The 19,508-nt window shown below is 65.6% G+C and carries 17 protein-coding genes; 15 read left to right on the top strand and 2 right to left on the bottom strand.

What is annotated here, in order from left to right; translation table 11 throughout:
• Positions 1-461 precede the first annotated feature (461 nt).
• From rlmD (BN3266_RS09795) to BN3266_RS09755, 9 genes are all read left to right on the top strand, one after another.
• Positions 462-1,823 carry a 23S rRNA (uracil(1939)-C(5))-methyltransferase RlmD gene (gene rlmD / locus BN3266_RS09795; RefSeq protein ID WP_059005009.1) on the top strand — a complete coding sequence of 454 codons (1,362 nt, stop codon included), beginning with the start codon at positions 462-464 and terminating at the stop codon, positions 1,821-1,823.
• Positions 1,824-1,851: 28 nt separating this feature from the next.
• A complete protein-coding gene (locus BN3266_RS09790; RefSeq protein ID WP_059005008.1) occupies positions 1,852-2,223 on the top strand; it encodes a YkvA family protein in 372 nt (123 codons plus the stop codon).
• A 52-nt stretch (positions 2,224-2,275) separates the two neighbouring features.
• Complete coding sequence (locus BN3266_RS09785; protein WP_059005007.1) at positions 2,276-2,746, top strand: LURP-one-related/scramblase family protein; 471 nt, start codon at positions 2,276-2,278, stop codon at positions 2,744-2,746.
• A gap of 50 nt (positions 2,747-2,796) precedes the next feature.
• Positions 2,797-3,888 carry a hypothetical protein gene (locus BN3266_RS09780; protein WP_059005006.1) on the top strand — a complete coding sequence of 364 codons (1,092 nt, stop codon included), beginning with the start codon at positions 2,797-2,799 and terminating at the stop codon, positions 3,886-3,888.
• Positions 3,889-4,052: 164 nt separating this feature from the next.
• Positions 4,053-4,907 (top strand): aminoglycoside 6-adenylyltransferase, encoded by an 855-nt coding sequence (locus tag BN3266_RS09775; protein ID WP_059005005.1) that lies wholly within the window; start codon positions 4,053-4,055, stop codon positions 4,905-4,907.
• A gap of 58 nt (positions 4,908-4,965) precedes the next feature.
• Complete coding sequence (locus BN3266_RS09770; protein ID WP_082671856.1) at positions 4,966-8,055, top strand: EAL domain-containing protein; 3,090 nt, start codon at positions 4,966-4,968, stop codon at positions 8,053-8,055.
• 23 nt (positions 8,056-8,078) lie between these two features.
• On the top strand, positions 8,079-9,515 hold the full coding sequence (locus tag BN3266_RS09765) for an esterase/lipase family protein (RefSeq protein ID WP_059005004.1): 1,437 nt from the start codon (positions 8,079-8,081) through the stop codon (positions 9,513-9,515).
• Positions 9,516-9,641: 126 nt separating this feature from the next.
• Positions 9,642-10,208: a DUF3783 domain-containing protein gene (locus BN3266_RS09760; protein WP_082671782.1), complete on the top strand. Its 567-nt coding sequence runs from the start codon at positions 9,642-9,644 to the stop codon at positions 10,206-10,208.
• Positions 10,205-11,143 (top strand): phosphotransferase family protein, encoded by a 939-nt coding sequence (locus tag BN3266_RS09755; protein ID WP_059005002.1) that lies wholly within the window; start codon positions 10,205-10,207, stop codon positions 11,141-11,143. Before BN3266_RS09760 ends, BN3266_RS09755 begins: the two co-directional genes overlap by 4 nt.
• Positions 11,144-12,153: 1,010 nt before the next feature.
• Here BN3266_RS09755 and BN3266_RS09745 read toward each other — a convergent pair.
• Both BN3266_RS09745 and BN3266_RS09740 read right to left on the bottom strand, forming a co-directional pair.
• The gene (locus BN3266_RS09745) at positions 12,154-12,720 is read right to left on the bottom strand and encodes a chromate transporter (protein WP_021658959.1); all 567 of its coding nucleotides are present in this window, start codon (positions 12,718-12,720) and stop codon (positions 12,154-12,156) included.
• Positions 12,717-13,289, bottom strand: coding sequence for a chromate transporter (locus BN3266_RS09740; RefSeq protein ID WP_059005000.1), 573 nt, complete (start codon positions 13,287-13,289; stop codon positions 12,717-12,719). The genes BN3266_RS09745 and BN3266_RS09740 overlap by 4 nt, the downstream gene beginning before the upstream one ends.
• A 111-nt stretch (positions 13,290-13,400) precedes the next feature.
• Between BN3266_RS09740 and BN3266_RS09735 the strand changes: the two genes are divergently transcribed.
• From BN3266_RS09735 to BN3266_RS09710, 6 genes are all read left to right on the top strand, one after another.
• Positions 13,401-14,294: a LysR family transcriptional regulator gene (locus BN3266_RS09735; protein WP_075109736.1), complete on the top strand. Its 894-nt coding sequence runs from the start codon at positions 13,401-13,403 to the stop codon at positions 14,292-14,294.
• A 319-nt stretch (positions 14,295-14,613) separates the two neighbouring features.
• Positions 14,614-15,780, top strand: a complete 1,167-nt coding sequence (locus tag BN3266_RS09730; RefSeq protein WP_059004998.1) for an alkaline phosphatase family protein — start codon at positions 14,614-14,616, stop codon at positions 15,778-15,780.
• Positions 15,781-15,869: 89 nt separating this feature from the next.
• Entirely contained in the window at positions 15,870-17,270 is a 1,401-nt protein-coding gene (gene rlmD / locus BN3266_RS09725) for a 23S rRNA (uracil(1939)-C(5))-methyltransferase RlmD (protein WP_242861753.1), read from the top strand.
• An 83-nt stretch (positions 17,271-17,353) separates the two neighbouring features.
• Positions 17,354-17,833: a COG2426 family protein gene (locus BN3266_RS09720; protein ID WP_059004997.1), complete on the top strand. Its 480-nt coding sequence runs from the start codon at positions 17,354-17,356 to the stop codon at positions 17,831-17,833.
• Between the two features lie 79 nt (positions 17,834-17,912).
• Positions 17,913-18,668, top strand: coding sequence for a TraX family protein (locus BN3266_RS09715; protein WP_059004996.1), 756 nt, complete (start codon positions 17,913-17,915; stop codon positions 18,666-18,668).
• A 207-nt stretch (positions 18,669-18,875) separates the two neighbouring features.
• Positions 18,876-19,487: a hypothetical protein gene (locus BN3266_RS09710; protein ID WP_075109784.1), complete on the top strand. Its 612-nt coding sequence runs from the start codon at positions 18,876-18,878 to the stop codon at positions 19,485-19,487.
• The last annotated feature ends 21 nt before the right edge of the window (positions 19,488-19,508 follow it).

Here is a 19,508-nt window from a genome sequence, read left to right as displayed (position 1 = left end):
CCGCCGCACACTTCGCACCTGTGGACTCTCCCGCCCCAGCGCGACTATAAGTCCGAGACGACCGGGCAGACACACAAACCGCCTCTGCCCCTGCCTCCACGACCAGCACCGCCGCGCACGTTGCGCTTGTGGACTTCCCTCCCCAGCGCGACTGTAAATCCGAGACGGCCAGACCGACACACAAACCGCCTCTGCCCCCGCCTCGTCGCCAATGCCATCACGCGCTTTGCGCTTGTGATATAATAACCGTGACCCTTCAATGACCGAAAACAACTTTTCCGGCTTCCCCGCACCGGGACGGGTGGGACCACTTTCCCACCGCCCCGCCCGCGGGGGCAGCCTCTCTCCCCGCAGGGAGGAGCGCCGCCCAGAGCCATCCTTTCCCGCCCCCGCAGCCAGTCTCTTTTTTCGGGGGCACACATCATCGGGCCCCGGCCCGCCACAATGGGGTATTGACTGAAATGCTGAAGAAAAACGACGAACTGGAACTGCTCATCACCGGCACCACCCACGACGGCAGCGGGGTGGGCCGGCATGAGGGCTTTGCCCTCTTTGTGCCCGGCGCCATCGAGGGGGAGCGGGTGCAGGTGCGGGTGCTCAAGCTGCTGAAAAACTACGGCTTTGCCCGGCTGCTGGCGGTACTGGAGCCCAGCCCCGACCGGATCGACAGCGACTGCTCCCTCTGGCCCCGCTGCGGGGGGTGCGTCTACCGGCAGATGACCTATCGCAAGGAGCTGTCCATCAAGACGGCGGCGGTGGAGAGCTGCCTGAAAAAGGGGGCGGGGATGGAGCACACCCTCCCCCCCTGCCTTCCCAGTCCCCGGCGGGAGGGGTATCGCAATAAGTGCCAGCTCCCGGTCGGCCTCGACCGGGATGGACGGGTGGTCTGCGGCTACTACGGCAAAAACAGTCACCGCATCGTCCCCCTGCAGAGCTGTTCCCTCCACCCCCCCGTCTTTGACCGGATCGCCGTCAGCTTCTGCCGCTTTTTGGAGAGCCACAAGATTTCGGTCTACAGCGAGGAAAACCAGCGCGGGCTGGTGCGCCACCTCTGCCTGCGCCTGGCCCAAAAGACCGGGCAGATCATGATGACGGTGGTCATCAACGGGGACCGGCTGCCCCACAGCGGCCAGCTGGTGGACACCCTCACCCGCCAGTTCCCCGACATCCGCAGCATCTATCTCAACCACAACCGCCGGGCTACCAACGTGATCATGGGGCAGGAGTGCACCCTCCTCTGGGGGGAGGAGCGGATCGTGGACGAGCTCTGCGGCATCCGCCTGGCCCTCTCCCCCCTCTCCTTCTACCAGGTCAACCGGGACGCGGCGGAGACCCTCTACACCCTCGCCGCCAAGATGGCCCAGTTGAGCCGGGAGGACATCCTCCTCGACCTCTACTGCGGGGTGGGCTCCATCGGCCTGACCATGTCCGGCCAGGTCAAAGAGGTGTACGGGGTGGAGGTCGTCCCCACCGCCGTGGAGGACGCCCGGAAAAACGCCACCCTGAACGGCATTGAAAACGCCCAGTTCATCTGCGGCGACTGCAAGGACGCGGTGGACTACTTCGCCCAAAACGGCATCTCCCCCACCGCGGTGGTCCTGGACCCGCCCCGCAAGGGCTGCGACGTCCACGTCATCGACGAGGTGACCCGCCTCGCCCCCGACCGGGTGGTGATGATCTCCTGCAACCCGGCCACCATGGCCCGGGACGTGGCCCTCTTTGCCGAGCGGGGCTATACCGCCCAACAGATACAGCCGGTGGACCTCTTCCCCCGCACCTCCCATGTGGAGTGCGTGGTGCTGCTCTCCAAAGCCGGCGACTGACGATCCACGAGTAGGGGGGAAGGTGCAGATGCCGTCCATCAAAGAGCGGGCCAAGCAGCTAAAGGCCGACATCCCAGCCGTCTTCATCGCCCTCAAGGACAGGGAGCCCCCCTTTCTCGCCAAGGCGCTCGCCGCCCTGACGGTGGGCTATGCCCTGTCGCCCATCGATCTCATCCCCGATTTCATTCCGGTGCTCGGGTATCTGGACGACCTCCTCCTGCTGCCGGCCCTGGTGGCCCTGACGGTCCGCTGCATCCCGGCCGACGTCTGGGCACGGAGCAGGGAGCGCTCATCCAATATCTGGCAGGACGGAAAGCCCAAAAGGTGGTACTACGCCCTCCCCGTCCTCCTGTTCTGGCTCCTCATCGCCTGGCTCGTCGTCAAGGCGGTGTGGCGCTAGGACTTTTTTCCACCGATCCCCGCCCCGCCCAGTGGGCAGAGAGGAGACTTTTATGAAACTTCTGTTCCGACAGCGCTTTTTCTCCTGGTTTGACAGCTACGACATCTATGACGAGTGGGGCGCCTCCCTCTTCACCGTAAAGGGGCAGCTCTCCTGGGGGCACCGGCTGGAAATTTACGACACCCAAGACCGGTATCTGGGGCAAGTCAAGGAGGAGGTGCTCACCTTTCTCCCCCGCTTCGCCCTCTATCTGGGGGAGCGCTGCATCGGCCAAATCAAGCGGGAGTTCACCCTCTTTCGCCCCTCCTACACCCTCGACTGCAATGGCTGGCGGGTGGAGGGGGACTGGCTGGGCTGGAACTACCAGGTGCTGGACGCCGCCGGGCGGGAGATCGCCCGGGTCTACAAAGAGCCGCTGCACTGGACCGACACCTATGTCATCGAGGTGGCCGAACAGGGGAACGTGCTGCTGGCCCTGATGATCGTGCTGGCCATCGACGCGGCCAACTGCTCAAACGGGTAATGCCGCCCGGCATTTCCAAAACACTTCTTTTCAAAGGAGGGCCCTCCACCATGTCTCTCAAAAAAACCGCGTCCCTGCTGTGCGCCGCCCTGCTCCTCTTCACGGCCACCGGCTGCCAGAAGCGGGAAGGGGCCGAGAAGGATCCCGTCGCCTCGATCGATTTTCAGCGCCCTGCCGCCCTCCTTCTAGAACTGGACAACAGCAAACCGGTCAAACTGACCGCCAAGTGCCCCGGCAGTGTCAGCCTCTCGCCGGAAGACTTTCAGTGGGTCTCCACCAACCCGGATGTGTTGGCGGTGGCGATGGACGACACCTTTGTAAATCTCGTCAAAGGGGTGGCCACCCCCAAGGAGCCTGGCCTGGCGGAAGTCTACTGTCAGAGCGCCGACGGAAAAGTGCAGAGCCAGCCCCAGCTCTTCAAGGTGGTACAGAACAAACAGGAGGTGGCGGCCGACGAGGACAGCTGTACCATCACCGCCCTGCAGTTTGCCGACACCGAGGCCAGGTGGTTTTCCAGCGACACGGCGGGCCGCTCTTCCTCTGTCACCCTCCAATACGAGGCGGCCTTCCGCGAGGACTACCCCTACATCCAGCTGGAGAGTTCCCACCCCGAAGTCGCCACCGCCTCTCTCCCCCAAAAGCCCGTCTCCCTTCTTTCCGGCACGGGATATCGCCTCTCGGTCGAGCTGCAGATCCTGCAGGACGGCGAGACCGAGATCACTGCCCACACCCCCGGCGGCGAGGTCGTGAGCATCCCCCTGAAAATCGTGGTGGGCAACAGCTACAACCCCGCCTCCATTGCGAAGAGCGACCTCAACGCCTATCTGTTGAGCCACGTCCACTACCCCTCCAAGGGGGAATACGTGGTCAAGGGCGCTCGCCCCTCCTACATTCGCAAAGACCACCTCGTCCTGCGCTATCGCTACGTCGGTCAGGGGAGTTCCGTCACCTTCACCGACTTTTCCGCCGGCGAAGACGGTCGGGTGCTGGCCGACGGCTATATCAGCACCTTCAACGAGTCGGGTCAGGCGGCGCGCTGCGTCTTCTCCCTGGAGGTGCAGTACAGCGAGGACTGGAAGGACTACGACATCCTCAAGGAGGAGTACAGCGATCCCGACCTCGTCACCGGCGTCGGCGACTGAGTGTCTCCTCCACCCCCTCTGAACTCCAAATCCTCTCCCATCAGCGGCATTTTTCACAAAATGCCCCCAAAACAGCTGTTCTTTTTGGTTCAGCTGTTTTTTTGTTCCCCGTTTTCCTGTATAATGGGTTTATCTATCTGATCAAGACGAAGGAGGTCCCTGTCATGCGCACCGAACAGGAGATGTATCAGCTCATCCTCGATACCGCCCAAAGCGACCCGCGCGTCCGCCTGGTGGCCCTCAACGGCTCCCGCGCCAACCCGCAGGCCCCCCGCGACGCCTTTCAGGACTTCGACGTGGTCTACTTTGTCACCGACATGGCCCCCTTCCTGGCCACCCCCGGCTGGATCGATGTATTCGGCGAGCGGGTCATCCTGCAGACCCCGGAGGACGGCGTCCTCTTCCCCCCTTCGCTGGGGGGCGCCTACACCTACTTGATGCTCTTTGCCGACGGCAACCGCATCGACCTGATGCTGCGCACCCTGGACATGCTGGAGGACTACCTCCAAGAGGACACCCAGACCGTCATCCTGCTGGACAAAGACGGCCGCTGCCCTCCCCTGCCCCCGCCGAGCGACCGCTGCCACTGGGTCAAGCGCCCCAGCCTGGCGGCGTTCTGGGCCTGCTGCAACGAGTTCTGGTGGCTCTCCCCCTACGTGCTCAAGGGCATCTGCCGGGGGGAGATCCTCTACGCCGCCGAACACCTGCATGCCCTGCACGGCGAACTGGTGCGGATGCTCGGCTGGCAGGTGGGCTGTCAGACCGGCTTTTCGGTGAGCACCGGCAAGTGCGGCAAGTACCTGGAGCAATACCTCCCCCCCGAGACCTGGCAGGCCCTGCTGGCGACCTGCCGCTGTGACAGCTACCCCGCCTGCCGCCGATCCCTCTTCGACCTGGGCCGCCTCTTCTCCCAGTCCGCAAGGGCGGTGGCCGCCGCCCTCGGCTATCCCTACCGGGAAGAGGAGGAGCGGCGGGTCACCGAGTACCTGCACCGCCTCCTGGACAGTCCCGCCGGGTGACTTATTCCCGGCCGGCCTCCATCCGAGCACCTCAAACAAAAAGTGGGAGCGTGTGATCATGCAACAGTGCAATCGGGGGCAGGGCCCCCTCTACCAGCTATACGAGGGATTTTTGGCCCTGCGCCCCCTCTTCTCAAGCGATTCCAGTCCCCGGCAGCGGGTGGGCTGCCTGGCCGAATTTGTGGGGCACTCTGTCCCGGTCTGCCGGGTGGCCTTTCTGCGGCTCGACAGCGCCCAAAAGCCCGCGGAGGCGGCCTTCTGGGGCGAGTCGCAGGAGCGGTGGGAGCGGTTTTATCCCCTCTTTCTCGAACGCTATCTCCCCTCGCTGACAGCTTCCTTTTCCCGCGGGCAGCCGCCGGAGGACAGCGCGGTGGAGGAGATGGTGCGAGACATCCTCGGCGGCCAGACGCCCCCCTACTCCCCCACCCTCCTCCCCATCGAAAGAGAGGGCGCCCTCCTGGGCTTCCTCTACCTGGGCAAGGCGCGGGAAAGGGGCCCCTGGACCGAGGGGGAGCGGGCGGCCCTCGGATCGCTGGCCGACATCCTCTCCCTCTTCTTTGCCCAGCAGGGGCGGATGGACGACATCCGCCTGCAATCCTTCATCTTCGGCGCCCTGATGGACAGCTTGGAGGCCAACATCTACATCACCGACCCCCAGACCGACCGCATCCTCTACATGAACCGCACCATGAAAGAGGCGTTCTCCCTGAAAGAGCCGGAGGGGGCGATCTGCTGGCAGGTGCTGCAGTCCGGCCAGGAGGGGCGCTGCAAGTTCTGCCCGGTGCAGCTGTTGCTGCAAGACCCCTCCGACAACCCCTCCTGCGTCTGGGAAGAGCACAACAGCCGCACCGGGCGCACCTACCAAAATTACGACAGCCTGGTGCAGTGGGTCGACGGCTCCCGGGTGCACCTGCAGCAGTCGCTGGACATCACCGAGCGCAAGGCCCTCTTCCAGGCCGCCTCCATCGACGAGCTGACGGGGGTGCGCAACCGCCGCTCGGGCAAAAAGGCGCTGGTGCAGTCGGTCTGGGCGGCGCAGCGGGCCGCCCTCCCCCTGGTGGTGGGCTTTTACGACGTCAACTCCCTCAAGCAGATCAACGACCAGTACGGCCACCTGGAGGGCGACCGCGCCCTCCAACTCACCGCCCGGGCCGTCACCTCCCAACTGGACAGCGCCGATTACGCCTTCCGCCTCAGCGGGGACGAATTCTGCCTGGTGTTCTGGAACAGCGACGAGGCCGCCGCCCGGGCCAAGATCGAGGCGGCCAAGGCCGCGCTGTCCGCCCTGGCGGAGGAACATGCGCTCCCCTACCAGCCCGATTTCTGCTATGGACTGGTGCAGGTGCCGCTGGACGAGGGGCTGGGGGCGGACGAACTCCTGGCCCGCGCCGACGAGCAGATGTACCGGCAGAAGCGGCTGCTACACATCCAGCGGGCGGAGGAGCGGGCCGCCGTCGGCGAGACCGACGAGTCTGTCGAGGCCTTCACCTACGACAAGGACCGCCTCTACGACGCCCTGGTGCAGAGCACCGACGACTACGTCTACGTCTGCAACATGAAGACCGGCACCTTCCGCTATCCCCCGGCCATGGTGGAGGAGTTCGACCTTCCCTGCGAGGTGGTGAAAAATGCCGCCGCCGTCTGGGGCAGCCGCATCCACCCCCACGACAAACAGGCCTTTTTGGAGTCCAACCAGGAGATCGAGGACGGCCGCACCAGCTGTCACAACATCGAGTACCGGGCCAAAAACCGCCGCGGCGAGTGGGTGTGGATGCGCTGCCGCGGCCATGTGGAGCGAGACGAGCAGGGAGAGCCCGTCCTCTTTGCCGGCACCATCGCCAACCTGGGGCGCAAAAACAAGATCGACCACGTGACGGGGCTGCTCAACAAGTTTGTCTTTGAGGAGGACGTCAACCACTTTTTGCAGGAGCGCCCGGACCAGAGCCTGAGCGTGATGGTCCTCGGCCTCGACGAGTTCAAGCGGGTCAACGACCTCTACGACCGGGTCTTTGGGGACGAGGTGCTGCGGATCACCTCCCAAAAGATCCAGACCTTTCTCCCCTCCAACGCCACCGTCTACCGGCTGGACGGCGACGAGTTCGGGGTGATTTTCAGCGGGGGCGGCCGCGCGGCGCCGGAGCAGTTTTACAGCGCCCTGCGGGACGTCTTTTCCCGCCAGCAGGAGTTTTCCGGCCGCAGGTACTACTGCACCCTCTCGGCCGGCTCCGCCTTCTACCCCGACGACGGGAACAACTACCTCGACCTCTTCAAGTACGCCTCCTACTCCCTGGAACACGCCAAGGCGCGGGGGAAAAACCAGTTGATCCCCTTCTCCCCCTCCATCCTCCTCTCCAAAGAGCGCAGCCTCGACCTGATCGAGCACCTGCGCACCAGCGTCGAGCGGGATTTTGAGGGCTTCTCCCTCGCCTTTCAGCCCCAGGTGGACGCCAGGACCGGCGCCCTTCGCGGGGCCGAGGTGCTGGCCCGCTGGCAGTGCGCCGACTACGGCCCCGTCGGCCCCGGCGAGTTCATCCCCCTCCTGGAGGAGAGCGGGCTCATCCACCCGGTGGGCCGCTGGATCTTCGCCAGCGCCATCCGCACCTGTTCCCGCTGGGTCGAGCGCCTGCCCGACTTCTCCCTCAGCATCAACCTCTCCTACCTGCAGCTGTCCCAGCCCGACTTTCTCCCCTTCGCCCGCCAGACCCTGCTGGACATGGGGGTGGACCCCGCCCACATCGTCTTGGAGCTGACCGAGAGCTACATCGCCTCCAGCGCCGACGCCATGTCCCAGACCTTTGAGGAGATCCGGAAAATGGGCATCCGCCTGGCCATGGACGACTTCGGGACCGGCTACTCCTCCCTCAACATCCTCAAGCGGGCGCCGGCGGACATCGTCAAAATCGACCGGGACTTTGTCAAGGGGATCCAAAACAGCCGTTTCGACGCCACCTTCATCCGCTTCATCGTCGCCCTCTGCCACGACGTGGGCATCCACGTCTGCCTGGAGGGGGTCGAGACCCAGGAGGAGTACCAGATCGTCCGCCCCATGGGGCTGGACACCATCCAGGGCTTTTACTTCGCCCGCCCCATGGCCCAGCAGGACTTTGAGCACTGGGCCGCACTCGGCCGGCAGCAGCCCGGCAACTGACCGCGCGAAAGGAGGTTTTCCCCTTGTCCCCTCTCTCGGTGTCCCTGTCGGCGCTGGCCGCCACCCTCGCCCTGGCGATTCTGGACGGGTGCGGGCGCATCGACCTCTGCCGGCGCTGGGTGCTGGCCCTCGCCCTGCCGGCGCTGCCGCACCTGCCGCTGCTCCTCTTCCTCCTCTGGGGGTGGGCCGCTCCGCCCCTAGCCAAAGGGTCCTCCCTGGCCGCCCTCCTTCTCCTCTGGCTCTACGGGGCCGTCCGCCTCAGCGCCTTCCCCACCCGCGCGCGCCGCGACGGGGAGACCGCCCGGCTGCGGGTCCTCTGGGACGGGCGGTTTCTCACCATGGCGGGCATCTACGCCCTGCTGACGCAGATCCCCATCTGGTTTTTCTACCCCCGGCTGGCCCGGCGGTTTTCCCTCCCCTGGCCGCTGGTGACAGCGGACATCGCCGTCTCCCTCCTCCTGGCCGCAGCGCTCTGCGCAAACGGGGTGCTGCGGGTCCTCTGCACCTCCAAATGGCTCAACCTGGTGCGCCGGGTGGTGGTCATCCTGCTCCTCCCCCTGCCGGTGATCGGCCTCTTCGCGGCCTGGTACCTCTGCCGGCAGGCCCGGTTTGAGTACGACCACGGCTGTCTCATGGAGGGGGTGCGCCGGGTCCGGGCCGAGTCCGACCTCTGCGCCACCCGCTACCCCATCCTCCTTCTGCACGGGGTGGGCTTTCGCGACCTGCGCCACTTCTGCTACTGGGGGCGCATCCCCAAGGAGCTCACCCGGCTGGGGGCCCGCCTCTACTATGGCAACCAGGAGGCCTGGGGGACGGTGGAGCAAAACGCCGCCGACATCCGCCGGCGGGTGCTCTCCATCCTGGCCGAGACCGGCAGCGAAAAGGTCAACATCATCGCCCACTCCAAGGGCGGACTGGACGCCCGCTACATGATCAGCTGCCTGGGGATGGGGGCGCAGGTGGCCTCCCTGACCACCGTCTCCACCCCCCACCGGGGCTCCCAGGTCATCGACCGACTGGTGAAGATGCCCGACGGCCTCTACCGCGCCCTGGCGCGGGCAGTCGACCGGGTGTTCGCCAGACTGGGCGACACCCACCCCGACTTCTACACCGCCAGCCGGGAGTTCACCACCGCCTACGCCGCCCACCTGGCCCAAATCGCCCCCGACTGCCCCGGCGTCTACTACCAGAGCTGCGCCTCGGTGATGAAGGGGGCCCTCAGCGACATGGTCCTCGCCTTTCCCTACTGCGTGGTCAAGGCGGCAGAGGGGCCCAACGACGGGCTGGTGTCGGTCCCCTCGGCGGTCTGGGGCAATTTTTTGGGGGTCTTTCGCGCCACCGGCTATCGGGGCATCTCCCACGGGGACGTCATCGACCTGCGGCGGGACGACTACCGCGGCTTCGACGTGCGGGAGGAGTACGTCAAACTGGTGGCCCGCCTGCGGGAGATGGGCTTTTGAAATTTTATGTAGAGAGGGCGGCTCTTTTTGGAAGGGGCCTGCCCTTTCTTTTTCCCGGCGCTTTTGGTTTTGCCGTTTTTGGTGTATACTCATAGCAAAGAACACAATGATTTGGGAGGAACTGCCATGAAAGCGAGGATGATCCCCCAGGAGATTGCTCTCCTCTACCACTTGGGAAAGGGCACGCCCCGGGGCCGCCGGGTGCAGGAGGTGCTTGGCGACCTGGGCATCCCCTGTCGGGAGCTGGGGCCGGACGACCTCTGCCAGACCATCGGCTGGTGCGCCGGGCTGGCGGGGTACCAGCCCGCAGAGCCGCCCGCCCAGCCCCCCGCCCCGGTGCGGGAGGAGGCCATCTTGCTGGGGGGCCTGACCAAGGACCGGCTCGACCACCTGCTGGCCCAGCTAAAGGAGAGCGAGCTGACCATCGAGCTCAAGGCGGTCATCACCCCCTACAACCGGGAGTGGACCCTCTCCAAGCTCTTTTCTGAGCTGCAGGAGGAGCACCGCTTCTTTTTGCGGATCCAGCGCCTCACCCAGCTGACCGAACAGGCCGAGGCCCGGGCCGACGGGGGCGCCGACCTGCGCGCCGCCGCCCTGGAGGGCCGCCGGATCTTGGAGGCCGACAAGGCCCCCGAACCCCTGACCCTGCAAAACGCCATCGAGGAGCTGGAAGCGGCCCTCTCCCGGCTGTGACCCATCCCGAGGGACTGGCCCGGCGCCTCTGCCGAGAGGAGCTGGGCCGGTCCCTTCTCGCCGTCGAGGAGATCTGCGGCCTGGGCAGCGTCAACCGGGTCTTTGCGCTGCGCCTCGCCGGGGGCGAAAAGCTGCTCCTGCGGCTGCGGCCGGGGGCCCTCAGGGAGTATCAAAAGGAAGTCTGGTGCCTGCGTGCCGCCGAGGCAGCGGGTCTGCCGGTCCCCCGCCCCCTCCTCTGCGGGGCGGAGGGGGACACCGCCTACCTGGTGGAACAGTTTGTGGAGGGGCGGCCCGGCACCGCCCTCTCGGGGGAGGAGGCCCTCTCCCTCTGGCGGGAACTGGGGCGTTTCGCCCGGGCGCTGCACCAAATCCCGGTGCAGGGCTTTGGGTTGGAGTGGGTGGGGGACAACCGCTTTTGCGACTCCTTCTCCCCCACCCTGGAGCGGCAGATTGCCTACAACCTCTCCTGCCTGACAGAGGGCGACCCGGTGCTCGCGCTGGGCGGCTATCCCCGCTCGGCACAGGGGCCGATCCGCCGGCTGTGGGCGGGGCTGGACCCCTGCCGCATCCCCCTGGGACTCTGTCACGGGGACCTGTCGCCCCGCAACCTCCTCTGTGGGCCAGGCGGCGTCACCTTGGTGGACTTTGGCTGTGCCGCGGTCCACGCCTGCCCCGACTACGAGGTCTCCTCCCTGGAGCGCCACTCGGGCGACCAGTGGCAGGCCTTTTTGGAGGGCTACGGCTGGAGCGAAGCCCGCTGGGCGGACCACCGCCCCCGCTATGCGGCCCTTCTCCTGTTGCGGCGGATGGACACCCTGCGCTGGTATCTGGGCACCCTCCCCCCAGGGGAGATCGATTGCCAAGACCCCCGGCTGCAAGACTACCTGTCGCAGCTGCAGGCAGCCCTCGAGACAGCCGCCCCCTATCTGGGTTGACCCCCTCTGGCGGCGATTTTCCAGCCAGCAGGGGGCCGCATGCACACCGAAGGCGCGGCGAGCAAGACTACCAATGAAATGGCGGGCACCGGCCCGAAAAGGGCGTTACACAAGCCCGGCCCCGTGAGGGCGTCGAACTCGATTTACCGCCTCCCCCCGTCGCGGGCATAAAAAGCGACGGCCATCGGCGATTCAAGACACCCGCTCGCGCCGTCCCTCTCCAGAGAGCGCCTTCCTTTTCCCTCCCTTGGCACCTCCCTTGCAGAAAACCTCGCTCCAAGCATTCCACCCCCAGTAGAACCAGTCGATAACAGAAAGCCCTATGCCACAGCAATTTGTCCCCTAGCAGGGCTAAGGAATAGCAAAACGCCCCTTGCCAAAGCAACCTGTCCCCCGACAGAATCAGGGGGCGGCAGAAAACTCTCTGCCAAAGCAATTTCTCCCCTGGTAGGACCAGGGAACAGCAGGATCCCCCCGCCAAAGCAATTTCTCCCATAGCAGGACTAGGGAACAGCAGAACTCCCCCCGCCAAAGCAACTTGCCTTACGGTAAAAGCAGGGAGCAGCAGGAGCTCCCTGCCAAAGCAACTCGTCCTCCCGGCAGAACGGAGGAACAGCAGAAAACCCTCTGCCAAAGCAATTTGTCCCTTAGCAGGACCGGGGGGCGGCAGAAAGTCCTATGCCAAAGCAACTTGCCTCAGCAGAACCGGGAGACAGCAGAAAATCCCCCGCCAAAGTAACTCGTCCCCTCCCCCCGGCAGAACCAGTGGCCCTCAAAAAGCCCCAAACCAAAGCCGCCTGCCCCCCGCCAAAACCAGGGTACGGCCGCTAAAACGACAGAGAGGAACGGCCTGCCGCCCCAGAGCGGCAGGCCGTTCTTCTCCTTATCCGGGCGGGGGCTTTCCCACCGCCCCTGCCCAAAGACGGCAGGCAGGCGCACCCCTTTTTCGCGCCCCGCTGAAAAAGCCGGTCAAAACCGCCCTGCCTGTCCCCCTTGCGGCGGCCGCCGCGTCACGAGTAGAGCAGCAGCCCGGCCACCCCGCTCGCCAGCATGACGAGCATGGGGTTTGGCTTCCACCTTCGCAAAACCAGGAGGGCGACCGAAAAGATGGCCAGGGCTGTCCCGTTCAAAAGGGAGAAGGCGTCGGAGATGGGCACCGGCTGCGCCCCCCAAAGCGCCGTCAGGACGATCGTCGCCGCCGCCGAAACGATCAGCCCCAAAGAGGCCGACTTCAGCCCGTTCAACACCTCAAACACATAGATCGAGCTCTGGTGCCTTTGAAAAAAGCGGTGCAGCAGCAGACAGATGACGATGCCGCAGAGAACGCAGCCGACCGTCGCCGCAACGGCCCCGGCGATCCCCCCCACCTGCAGCCCGACAAAGGTCGAGGTGTTGACGGCCAGGGGCCCCGGCGTCATCTGGGAAATGGTGATGATGTCGGTGAACATTTTGGAGCTGATCCAGCCGGAATTTGCCACCACCTGCTCGCGGATCAGGGGGATGATCGCGTACCCGCCCCCAATGCTGAACAGGCCGATTTTGAGAAAGGTCCAAAACAGCCGCAAAATCGCACTCACTGCACTCCCCTCCTCTTCCAGACAGCCCGCGCAATGCAGAGGAGGCAGCAGGCAAGCAGTATGTAGACGGCGCCGATTTGAAAGACAAAGTTTGCCAGAAAGGCGACTGGGATCATGGCGGTCAAAAAGGCGGACTTCTCCTTCACGATCATGGCGCACATGTCCACGATCAGGTCCACCATCAGCGCCGCCACCCCCGCCTCCATCCCCTTCAGCACGGCGGCCACCACCGCGTTGGCGATGAAAACCCTGTAAAAGGCGGACACGGCCCCGAGGATGAGGAGCGGGGGGAGGATGGCCGCAACACAACTGACCAGCACGCCGCCCAAACCGGCCACCTGATAGCCCGCCAGCGCCGAGAGGTTGATGGCGATCGCCCCGGGCGAGGACTGGGCAATGGCGGCCATGCTCATCAGCTCCTCCTCTGTAAAACACCGCTTTTTCTGCACAAAATACCGGCGCACCATCGGCACGACGATGTAGCCCCCTCCAAATGTAAAGGCACTGATAAATAAATTGACGCCAAACAACCAGGCGTAGGTCCTTGTCCTTTGCTTCAAAAAAATCATCCTCTCTCGCGACGCGCAGCACACGAGAACTATAGCACTTGTTTTGCAATCTGTAAAATGATATAATTTTGTGTATTCAATCGTTTTTACTCATGTGTAGGGAGGGAGATCATGAACCTTCGCCACCTGGAAATCGTCGAGGCAGTCGCAGAGACCGGCTCCTTCACAGGGGCCGCCAAAAAGCTGTTCATCACCCAGTCGGCCGTTTCGCACGCCGTGGCGGAGCTGGAGGCGCAGGCGGGAACGGCCCTTTTTGACCGCCTGCCCAAAGGGGTCTCCATCACCCCCTGCGGCCGCTCTCTTCTGGAGGGCTCGCGGGGCATCCTGATCGCCTGCCGGAACCTGGACAGGCGAATGGCCCATCTGGAGGAGGATACCCCCCTCCACCTCGTCTCCAGCATCACCATCGCCACCTCTCTGCTCCCCGCCATCCTGGAGCGGTTTTGCGGGACATACCCCCACCTAAAGGTCTCCGCCAGGGTGGTGAGCGCGGACGCCGTCATCGACGTTTTGCGCCATGGGGATGCCGACATCGCCTTTTGGGAAGGCCCGGCCCCCAGAGAGGGGTTCGCCATCATCCCCCTGGGCTCCTACCGGCTGAAAGCCGCCTGTTCCCCCCGTCTCTCCCTCCCCCGCCAGCCCCTTTCCCTGTCGCAGCTCTGCCAATACCCACTGCTCCTGCGGGAGCGGGGAAGCGCCATCCGCGACACCTTTGACCGCCTCCTGGCGGCGGAAAGCCTCGCGGCAGAGCCCACCTGGGAGAGCGTCAACTCCCTCGCCCTGGTCAAGGCGGCGGAGGCGGGGCTCGGCGTCGCGGTCCTCCCGGAAAATCTCCTCTCGGAGCCGGTGTCGGCCGGGCGGCTCCAAGAAATCGAGCTGCGCGCCGCGGCGATGGAAAACCAGATGTTTGCCATGTTTCACCAAAACCAGTACCTCACCAAACCGCTCCAACTCCTGCTGGACACCGTCCGAGATTGTCTCTCCCTCGAGCCATCCAGCCTGTAAAAGCCTCCCCCTTTTCTCCCCTTTGCACAGGGCAACAGCGCGGGGCGCACAGGGCAGCCGTTTCCCCGGCAGCCCGCCCCCCTTTTCCCCCTGCGACCGGCGGCGCGGAAAAGCCGCCCGCCACCGGCCAAACACAAAGCGGGGGGATCCCTCTTTTTTCTGCCCTTTTTCCGCCGTTTGTGGTAAAATAGAAAGCGTATACAGCCAAAACACAGGTCACACTCTATTTTCGCCTTTCGTCGCCCCCCTCCACAGCCCCCGGCGAAAAGGAGCGGTTTGCCCCGGGCCGCCGCGCCCAGGGGAAAGGAGGACTGCGTCCATGCAGACCAAAGAAGCCATCGTCTTTCCCGACTACCCCAACAGCCTGTTGGGGGCCATCTCCTCCGTCCTGCGCCACTACGGGGTGCAGGACACCCACGCCACCCTGCCCGAACTGGACCAGGCCCTGCAAAAAGGCCCCCGCAACGTGGTCTTTATGATCTTTGACGGCCTGGGGGTCGATATGCTCGAACACGATCTGGCCCCCGACGACTTCTTTCGCCGCCACCTGCGCCGGGAGCTGACCTCGGTCTACCCCTCCACCACTGCGGCGGCCACCACCACCTACAACTCCGGCCTCTCCCCGCTGGAACACGGCAGCCTCGGCTGGTCGCTCTACTTCAAGGAGTATTGCCGCTGCATCGACATCTTCCCCAACCAGGACAGCTTCTCCGGGGAGGAAATCGCCGGCGGCCGGGCAAACGACCGCTTCCTCTCCTACAAGACCATCTACGAGCGGATCGCCGAGGCCGGCAGCGGGGTGCACACCTACAACCTGCAGCCCTCCTTCATCCCCTTCCGGGAGGGGCCCCACACCCTGGTGCACGCCGACGACGTGCAGACCTACTGCGACACCATCGCCGAGATCTGCCGAAACGGCCAGCAAAACTTCATCTACGCCTACTGGTTCGAGCCCGACTCCACCATGCACAAACAGGGCTGCTACACCGACGGCATCAAGGAGATGGTCCGCCGCTTCAGCGCCCAGGTCGAGGCCATGTGCGCCCAGTTGGAGGACACCCTCCTCATCGTCTCGGCCGACCACGGCCTGCGGAATGTGGAGCCCCAGCCGGTCTACCTCAACGAGATCGAGGAGCTGGCCGCCTGCCTGCTCCTCCCCCCCTCGATGGACGCCCGGGCCGCCTCCCTCTTTGTCCGCCCCGACCGAAAGGCCGACTTCCCCGCCCTCTTCCAAAAGCACCTGGGGGCGGATTTTCTCCTCCTCACCCGGGAGGAGGCCTTTGCCCGCCAGCTCTTTGGGCCGGGCACGCCCCACCCCAAATCGCTGGATTTTGTGGGGGACTTTGTGGCCTGTGCCGTGGGGGACCGCTACCTCAAATACCGCACCCCCAACGCGCCGGACAAGGGCCACCTCTACTTCGGCCACCACGCCGGTCTCACCGCCCCGGAGATGGTCATCCCCCTCATCCTCTGCGAAATGCCCTAGCCCGCCCTCCCCACAACCGTAAAAAAAGGAGTCTATCCATGCCAAAACCCACCCCGAAAAAAGGCGGACAAGCCCGCCGCAAAGGGCCTGTGCCCCACCCAAAAGGGCGGTCAGCTCCCCCGCAAAAGGGAAAGCCCGCCCCCGCAAAGGAGGGCCGCCAAGAGCTGCCCACCCAGGTCCTCACCTGCACCCAGCTGGACAGCCGGGGCCGGGGGCTCTGCCTCTGCCGCGGGCGGGAGATCGCCGTCGCCGGTCTCCTCCCGGGGGAGGTGGCCGAGGTGGCCCTTTCCCGCCGCTTCGGCGAGTACACCGGCGAGGTGCGCGCCCTGAAAAAGGCCGCCCCCCTGCGGCAAAAGCCCCCCTGCCCCTATGCCGACCGCTGCGGCGGCTGCCAGCTGCTGCAACTGCAGTACGAGGGGCAACTGGCCGAAAAGGGGGCCCGGGCTGAGGCGCTGCTGGGCCGCTTTGGGCCGGTGGAGCCCATCCTCCCCGCACCCGACCCGCTGGGCTACCGCTGCAAGGCCCATCTGGCCGCCGGCAGGGACCGGGGCGGCCGCCCGGTCACCGGCATCTATCAGGAGCACAGCCACCGGCTGGTGCCGGTCAAGCACTGCCTGCTCCACCACCCCCTGGCCGACCGGATCATCGCCACCGTGCGGGAGTTGATGAAGCCCTTTCAGATCGCCCCCTTCGACGAGGACACCGGCGAGGGCTTTCTGCGCCACATCCTGGTGCGGGTCGGGCAGCAGACCGGCGAGGCGATGGTGGTGCTGGTGGCGGCCTACACCCTCTTTCCCGGGCAGGGCGGCTTTGTCCGCGCCCTGCGGGAGCGCCACCCAGAAATCAAGACGGTGGTTTTAAACGTCAACAACCGGGAGACCAGCGCCGTGCTGGGGGAGTACGAAAAGGTGCTCTACGGCCCCGGCTTCATCGAGGACGCCCTCTGCGGGATGCGCTTTCGCATCTCCCCCCGCTCCTTCTTCCAGGTCAACCCCCGCCAGACCGAGCGGCTCTACACCGCGGCGGTGGAGATGGCCGGTCTCACCGGCAGCGAGTCGGTGGTGGACGCCTACTGCGGCATCGGCACCATCGGACTGCTCGCGGCGGGGCGGGCAAAGCAGGTGCTGGGCATCGAACGCAACCGGGACGCGGTGCGCGACGCCGTCGGCAACGCCCGCAAAAACGGGGTCAAAAACGCCCGCTTCGTCGCCGCCGACGCCGGGGAGTACCTGGTGCGGATGGCGGAGGATGGGCAGCGGGCCGACGTGGTCTTTATGGACCCCGCCCGCGCCGGCAGCACTCCCGACTTTTTGGAGGCGCTGGCCGCCATCGCCCCCGCGAAGATCGTCTACATCTCCTGCAATCCCGAGACCCAGCAGCGGGACGTGGACGCCCTCTGCCGCACCGGCTACCGGGTGAGCCGCATCCAGCCGGTGGACATGTTCCCCCAGACGGCGCACCTAGAGTGCATCTGCCTGCTGGAGCGGTAAAGGGGGGACCGGCGCGGAGTGCCGGTTCCCCCCTCGGGCCGACCCCGGCCCAGCACTGAATCAATTTAGGAGGATCTCTCTCAATGCTGAAGAAGTATCTGCTCATCTTTTTGATTTCCATGGTCCCGGTGGTGGAACTGCGGGGCGCCATCCCCTACTCCCAGGTGATGGGGCTGCCCCTCCTCCCCTCCTACATCGTCTGCATCATCGGCAACATGCTCCCGGTGCCCTTCATCTACCTCTTTGCCCGCAAGGTGTTGGAGTGGGGCTCCACCAAGCCGGTGATCGGCAAACTGTTCGCCTGGTTCCTGCGCAAGGGGGAGCGGGGCGGCCAGAAGCTGCAGGCCAAGGCCGGCCTCGGCCTCTTCGTGGCCCTGCTCCTCTTCGTGGGGATCCCCCTGCCCGGCACCGGCGCCTGGACCGGCACCCTCGCCGCCAGCCTGCTGGACTTCGACTTCAAATCCAGCGTCCTCGCCGTCATGGGCGGGGTGCTGCTGGCCGGCGTCATCATGGGGCTGGCCAGCGCCGGGCTGCTGGGGGCCTTCGGTTTCCTCGCCGCCTAACAAGCCACACAGAGGGCCGCCCCGGCTGGCCGGGGGCGGCCCTTCCGTCCGTCAAACTACAAAAAAGGAGGGAGCGCAGATGCCCCCACCCCGCCGCGCCGCCCTCTCGGGCTTTGGCCTCAAGTGGCTCGCCGTCTGCACCATGCTTGCCGACCACATCGGGGCGGCCATCTTGGAGCCGGTCTTTCTCCTCCCCCTCTACGGCCTCTACGAGGGCGGCGGCGGGGGTCTCCCCGGCTGGTACGGGCCCCTGCTCTTGACAGACATGGCGCTGCGCACCGTCGGGCGGCTGGCCTTCCCCCTCTTCTGCTTTTTGCTGGCGGAGGGGTTTTGCCACACCCGCGACCGGCGGCGCTACGCCCTGCAACTGCTGACCTTCGCCCTCTTGTCGGAGATCCCCTTTGACCTGGCCTTCGCCCTGACCCCCTTTGCGCCGGACTACCAAAACGTCTACTTCACCCTCTTTTTTGGGGTGTTGTCCCTGCAACTGCTGGTCTGGCTGGAGGGGCGAGCGCTGCTCCAGGTGCTGGGGGTGGGCCTCTGCTGCCTGGCGGCAGCCGGGCTCTCTGCCGACTACGGGGCCATGGGGGTGCTGCTGGTGGCCCTCTTCTACCTGACCCGGCAGCGGCCGGCGGTGCGGGCGGCAATGGGGTCCGCCGCCCTGCTCTCCCTGGGCGCCTCGGAGCTCCCGGCCCTCTTCTCCTTTCTCCCCATCTCTCTTTACAGCGGCCAAAAGGGGCGGGGGCCCAAGTGGTTCTTTTACTGGTTTTACCCCCTGCACCTGCTGCTCCTCTGGGGGGCCGGCCGCCTGATCGCCCACGCCCTCAACGGCTAGCGCCGGGGCCTTTCAAACCCTTGTATTCTCCCCTTTCCCGTGATAGGATAAGGGGGTAGCGCCCCACCCGCGCTGAGGCGCCAAACGGCGCGCTCCCAGCCGGTCCAGGGCGCCTGCGGGGCGATTGGGCCCCGTCTTTCTGTCAGAGCAGATGACCCGCCAAACGCGCCCCCGGGCGAGGGAGAGGAGGAAACGCATTTGTCCACAGTGGAACTCGATTTTCCCGCCGTCACAAAGGACGGCGAAATCATCGGCTACGGCGGCAACCAGGAGTGGTTTTCGCGGGAGTGGCAGCGGCGCGCCGGGTGCGGCAGCGTCACCGGCGCCAACCTGGCCGCCTACTACGCCGCCCGCAGCGGCCACCTGGCCCCCCTCTACCCCGGCCGCCCGGGGGATTTCTCCCACCTCACCTACCTCACCTGCATGGAGGAGATGTACCGCTACATGACCCCCGGCATCCACGGCTATCCCTTTGCCGGCCGCTTTGCGCGGGACTTCGCCCTCTACTGCCGGGAGCGGGGCCGTCACGCCCGACCCGTCGGCTGCGGAAAGATGGCCTCGGCCGACGACGGCTTCTCCTTCGTCAAAGAGAGCATCGACCAGGGCGACCCGCTGGCGCTGCTCATCCTCCACCACCGCGCGCCCGAACTCAAGGACGACAACTGGCACTGGGTGACCGTCAGCGGCTACGCCGAGGGGGCGGCGGGGCGGCAGGTCCTCCTCTCCGACTGCGGCGAGCGGGGACTGGTCGGAGCGGACACCCTCTTTGAGGTGCACCCCAAAAACGTCATTCGCATGCTGCGCTTCTCCATCTCGTAGCCGCACAGGCAAAAAAAGGGG

This window comes from Bittarella massiliensis (ex Durand et al. 2017) (assembly GCF_001486165.1).
Taxonomy (GTDB): Bacteria; Bacillota; Clostridia; order Oscillospirales; family Ruminococcaceae; genus Bittarella; species Bittarella massiliensis.
The sequence above is the reverse complement of the archived record's forward strand: the minus strand, read 5'-3'. Positions and strand labels throughout refer to the sequence as shown.

What these genes read in the sequence shown, in the direction of transcription:
- rlmD (WP_059005009.1), top strand. Translation starts at nt 462, where the DNA reads ATGCTGAAGAAAAACGACGAACTGGAACTGCTCATCACCGGCACCACC.
- BN3266_RS09790 (WP_059005008.1), top strand. Translation starts at nt 1,852, where the DNA reads ATGCCGTCCATCAAAGAGCGGGCCAAGCAGCTAAAGGCCGACATCCCA.
- BN3266_RS09785 (WP_059005007.1), top strand. Translation starts at nt 2,276, where the DNA reads ATGAAACTTCTGTTCCGACAGCGCTTTTTCTCCTGGTTTGACAGCTAC.
- BN3266_RS09780 (WP_059005006.1), top strand. Translation starts at nt 2,797, where the DNA reads ATGTCTCTCAAAAAAACCGCGTCCCTGCTGTGCGCCGCCCTGCTCCTC.
- BN3266_RS09775 (WP_059005005.1), top strand. Translation starts at nt 4,053, where the DNA reads ATGCGCACCGAACAGGAGATGTATCAGCTCATCCTCGATACCGCCCAA.
- BN3266_RS09770 (WP_082671856.1), top strand. Translation starts at nt 4,966, where the DNA reads ATGCAACAGTGCAATCGGGGGCAGGGCCCCCTCTACCAGCTATACGAG.
- BN3266_RS09760 (WP_082671782.1), top strand. Translation starts at nt 9,642, where the DNA reads ATGAAAGCGAGGATGATCCCCCAGGAGATTGCTCTCCTCTACCACTTG.
- BN3266_RS09740 (WP_059005000.1), bottom strand. Translation starts at nt 13,289, where the DNA reads ATGATTTTTTTGAAGCAAAGGACAAGGACCTACGCCTGGTTGTTTGGC.
- BN3266_RS09735 (WP_075109736.1), top strand. Translation starts at nt 13,401, where the DNA reads ATGAACCTTCGCCACCTGGAAATCGTCGAGGCAGTCGCAGAGACCGGC.
- BN3266_RS09730 (WP_059004998.1), top strand. Translation starts at nt 14,614, where the DNA reads ATGCAGACCAAAGAAGCCATCGTCTTTCCCGACTACCCCAACAGCCTG.
- BN3266_RS09720 (WP_059004997.1), top strand. Translation starts at nt 17,354, where the DNA reads ATGCTGAAGAAGTATCTGCTCATCTTTTTGATTTCCATGGTCCCGGTG.
- BN3266_RS09715 (WP_059004996.1), top strand. Translation starts at nt 17,913, where the DNA reads ATGCCCCCACCCCGCCGCGCCGCCCTCTCGGGCTTTGGCCTCAAGTGG.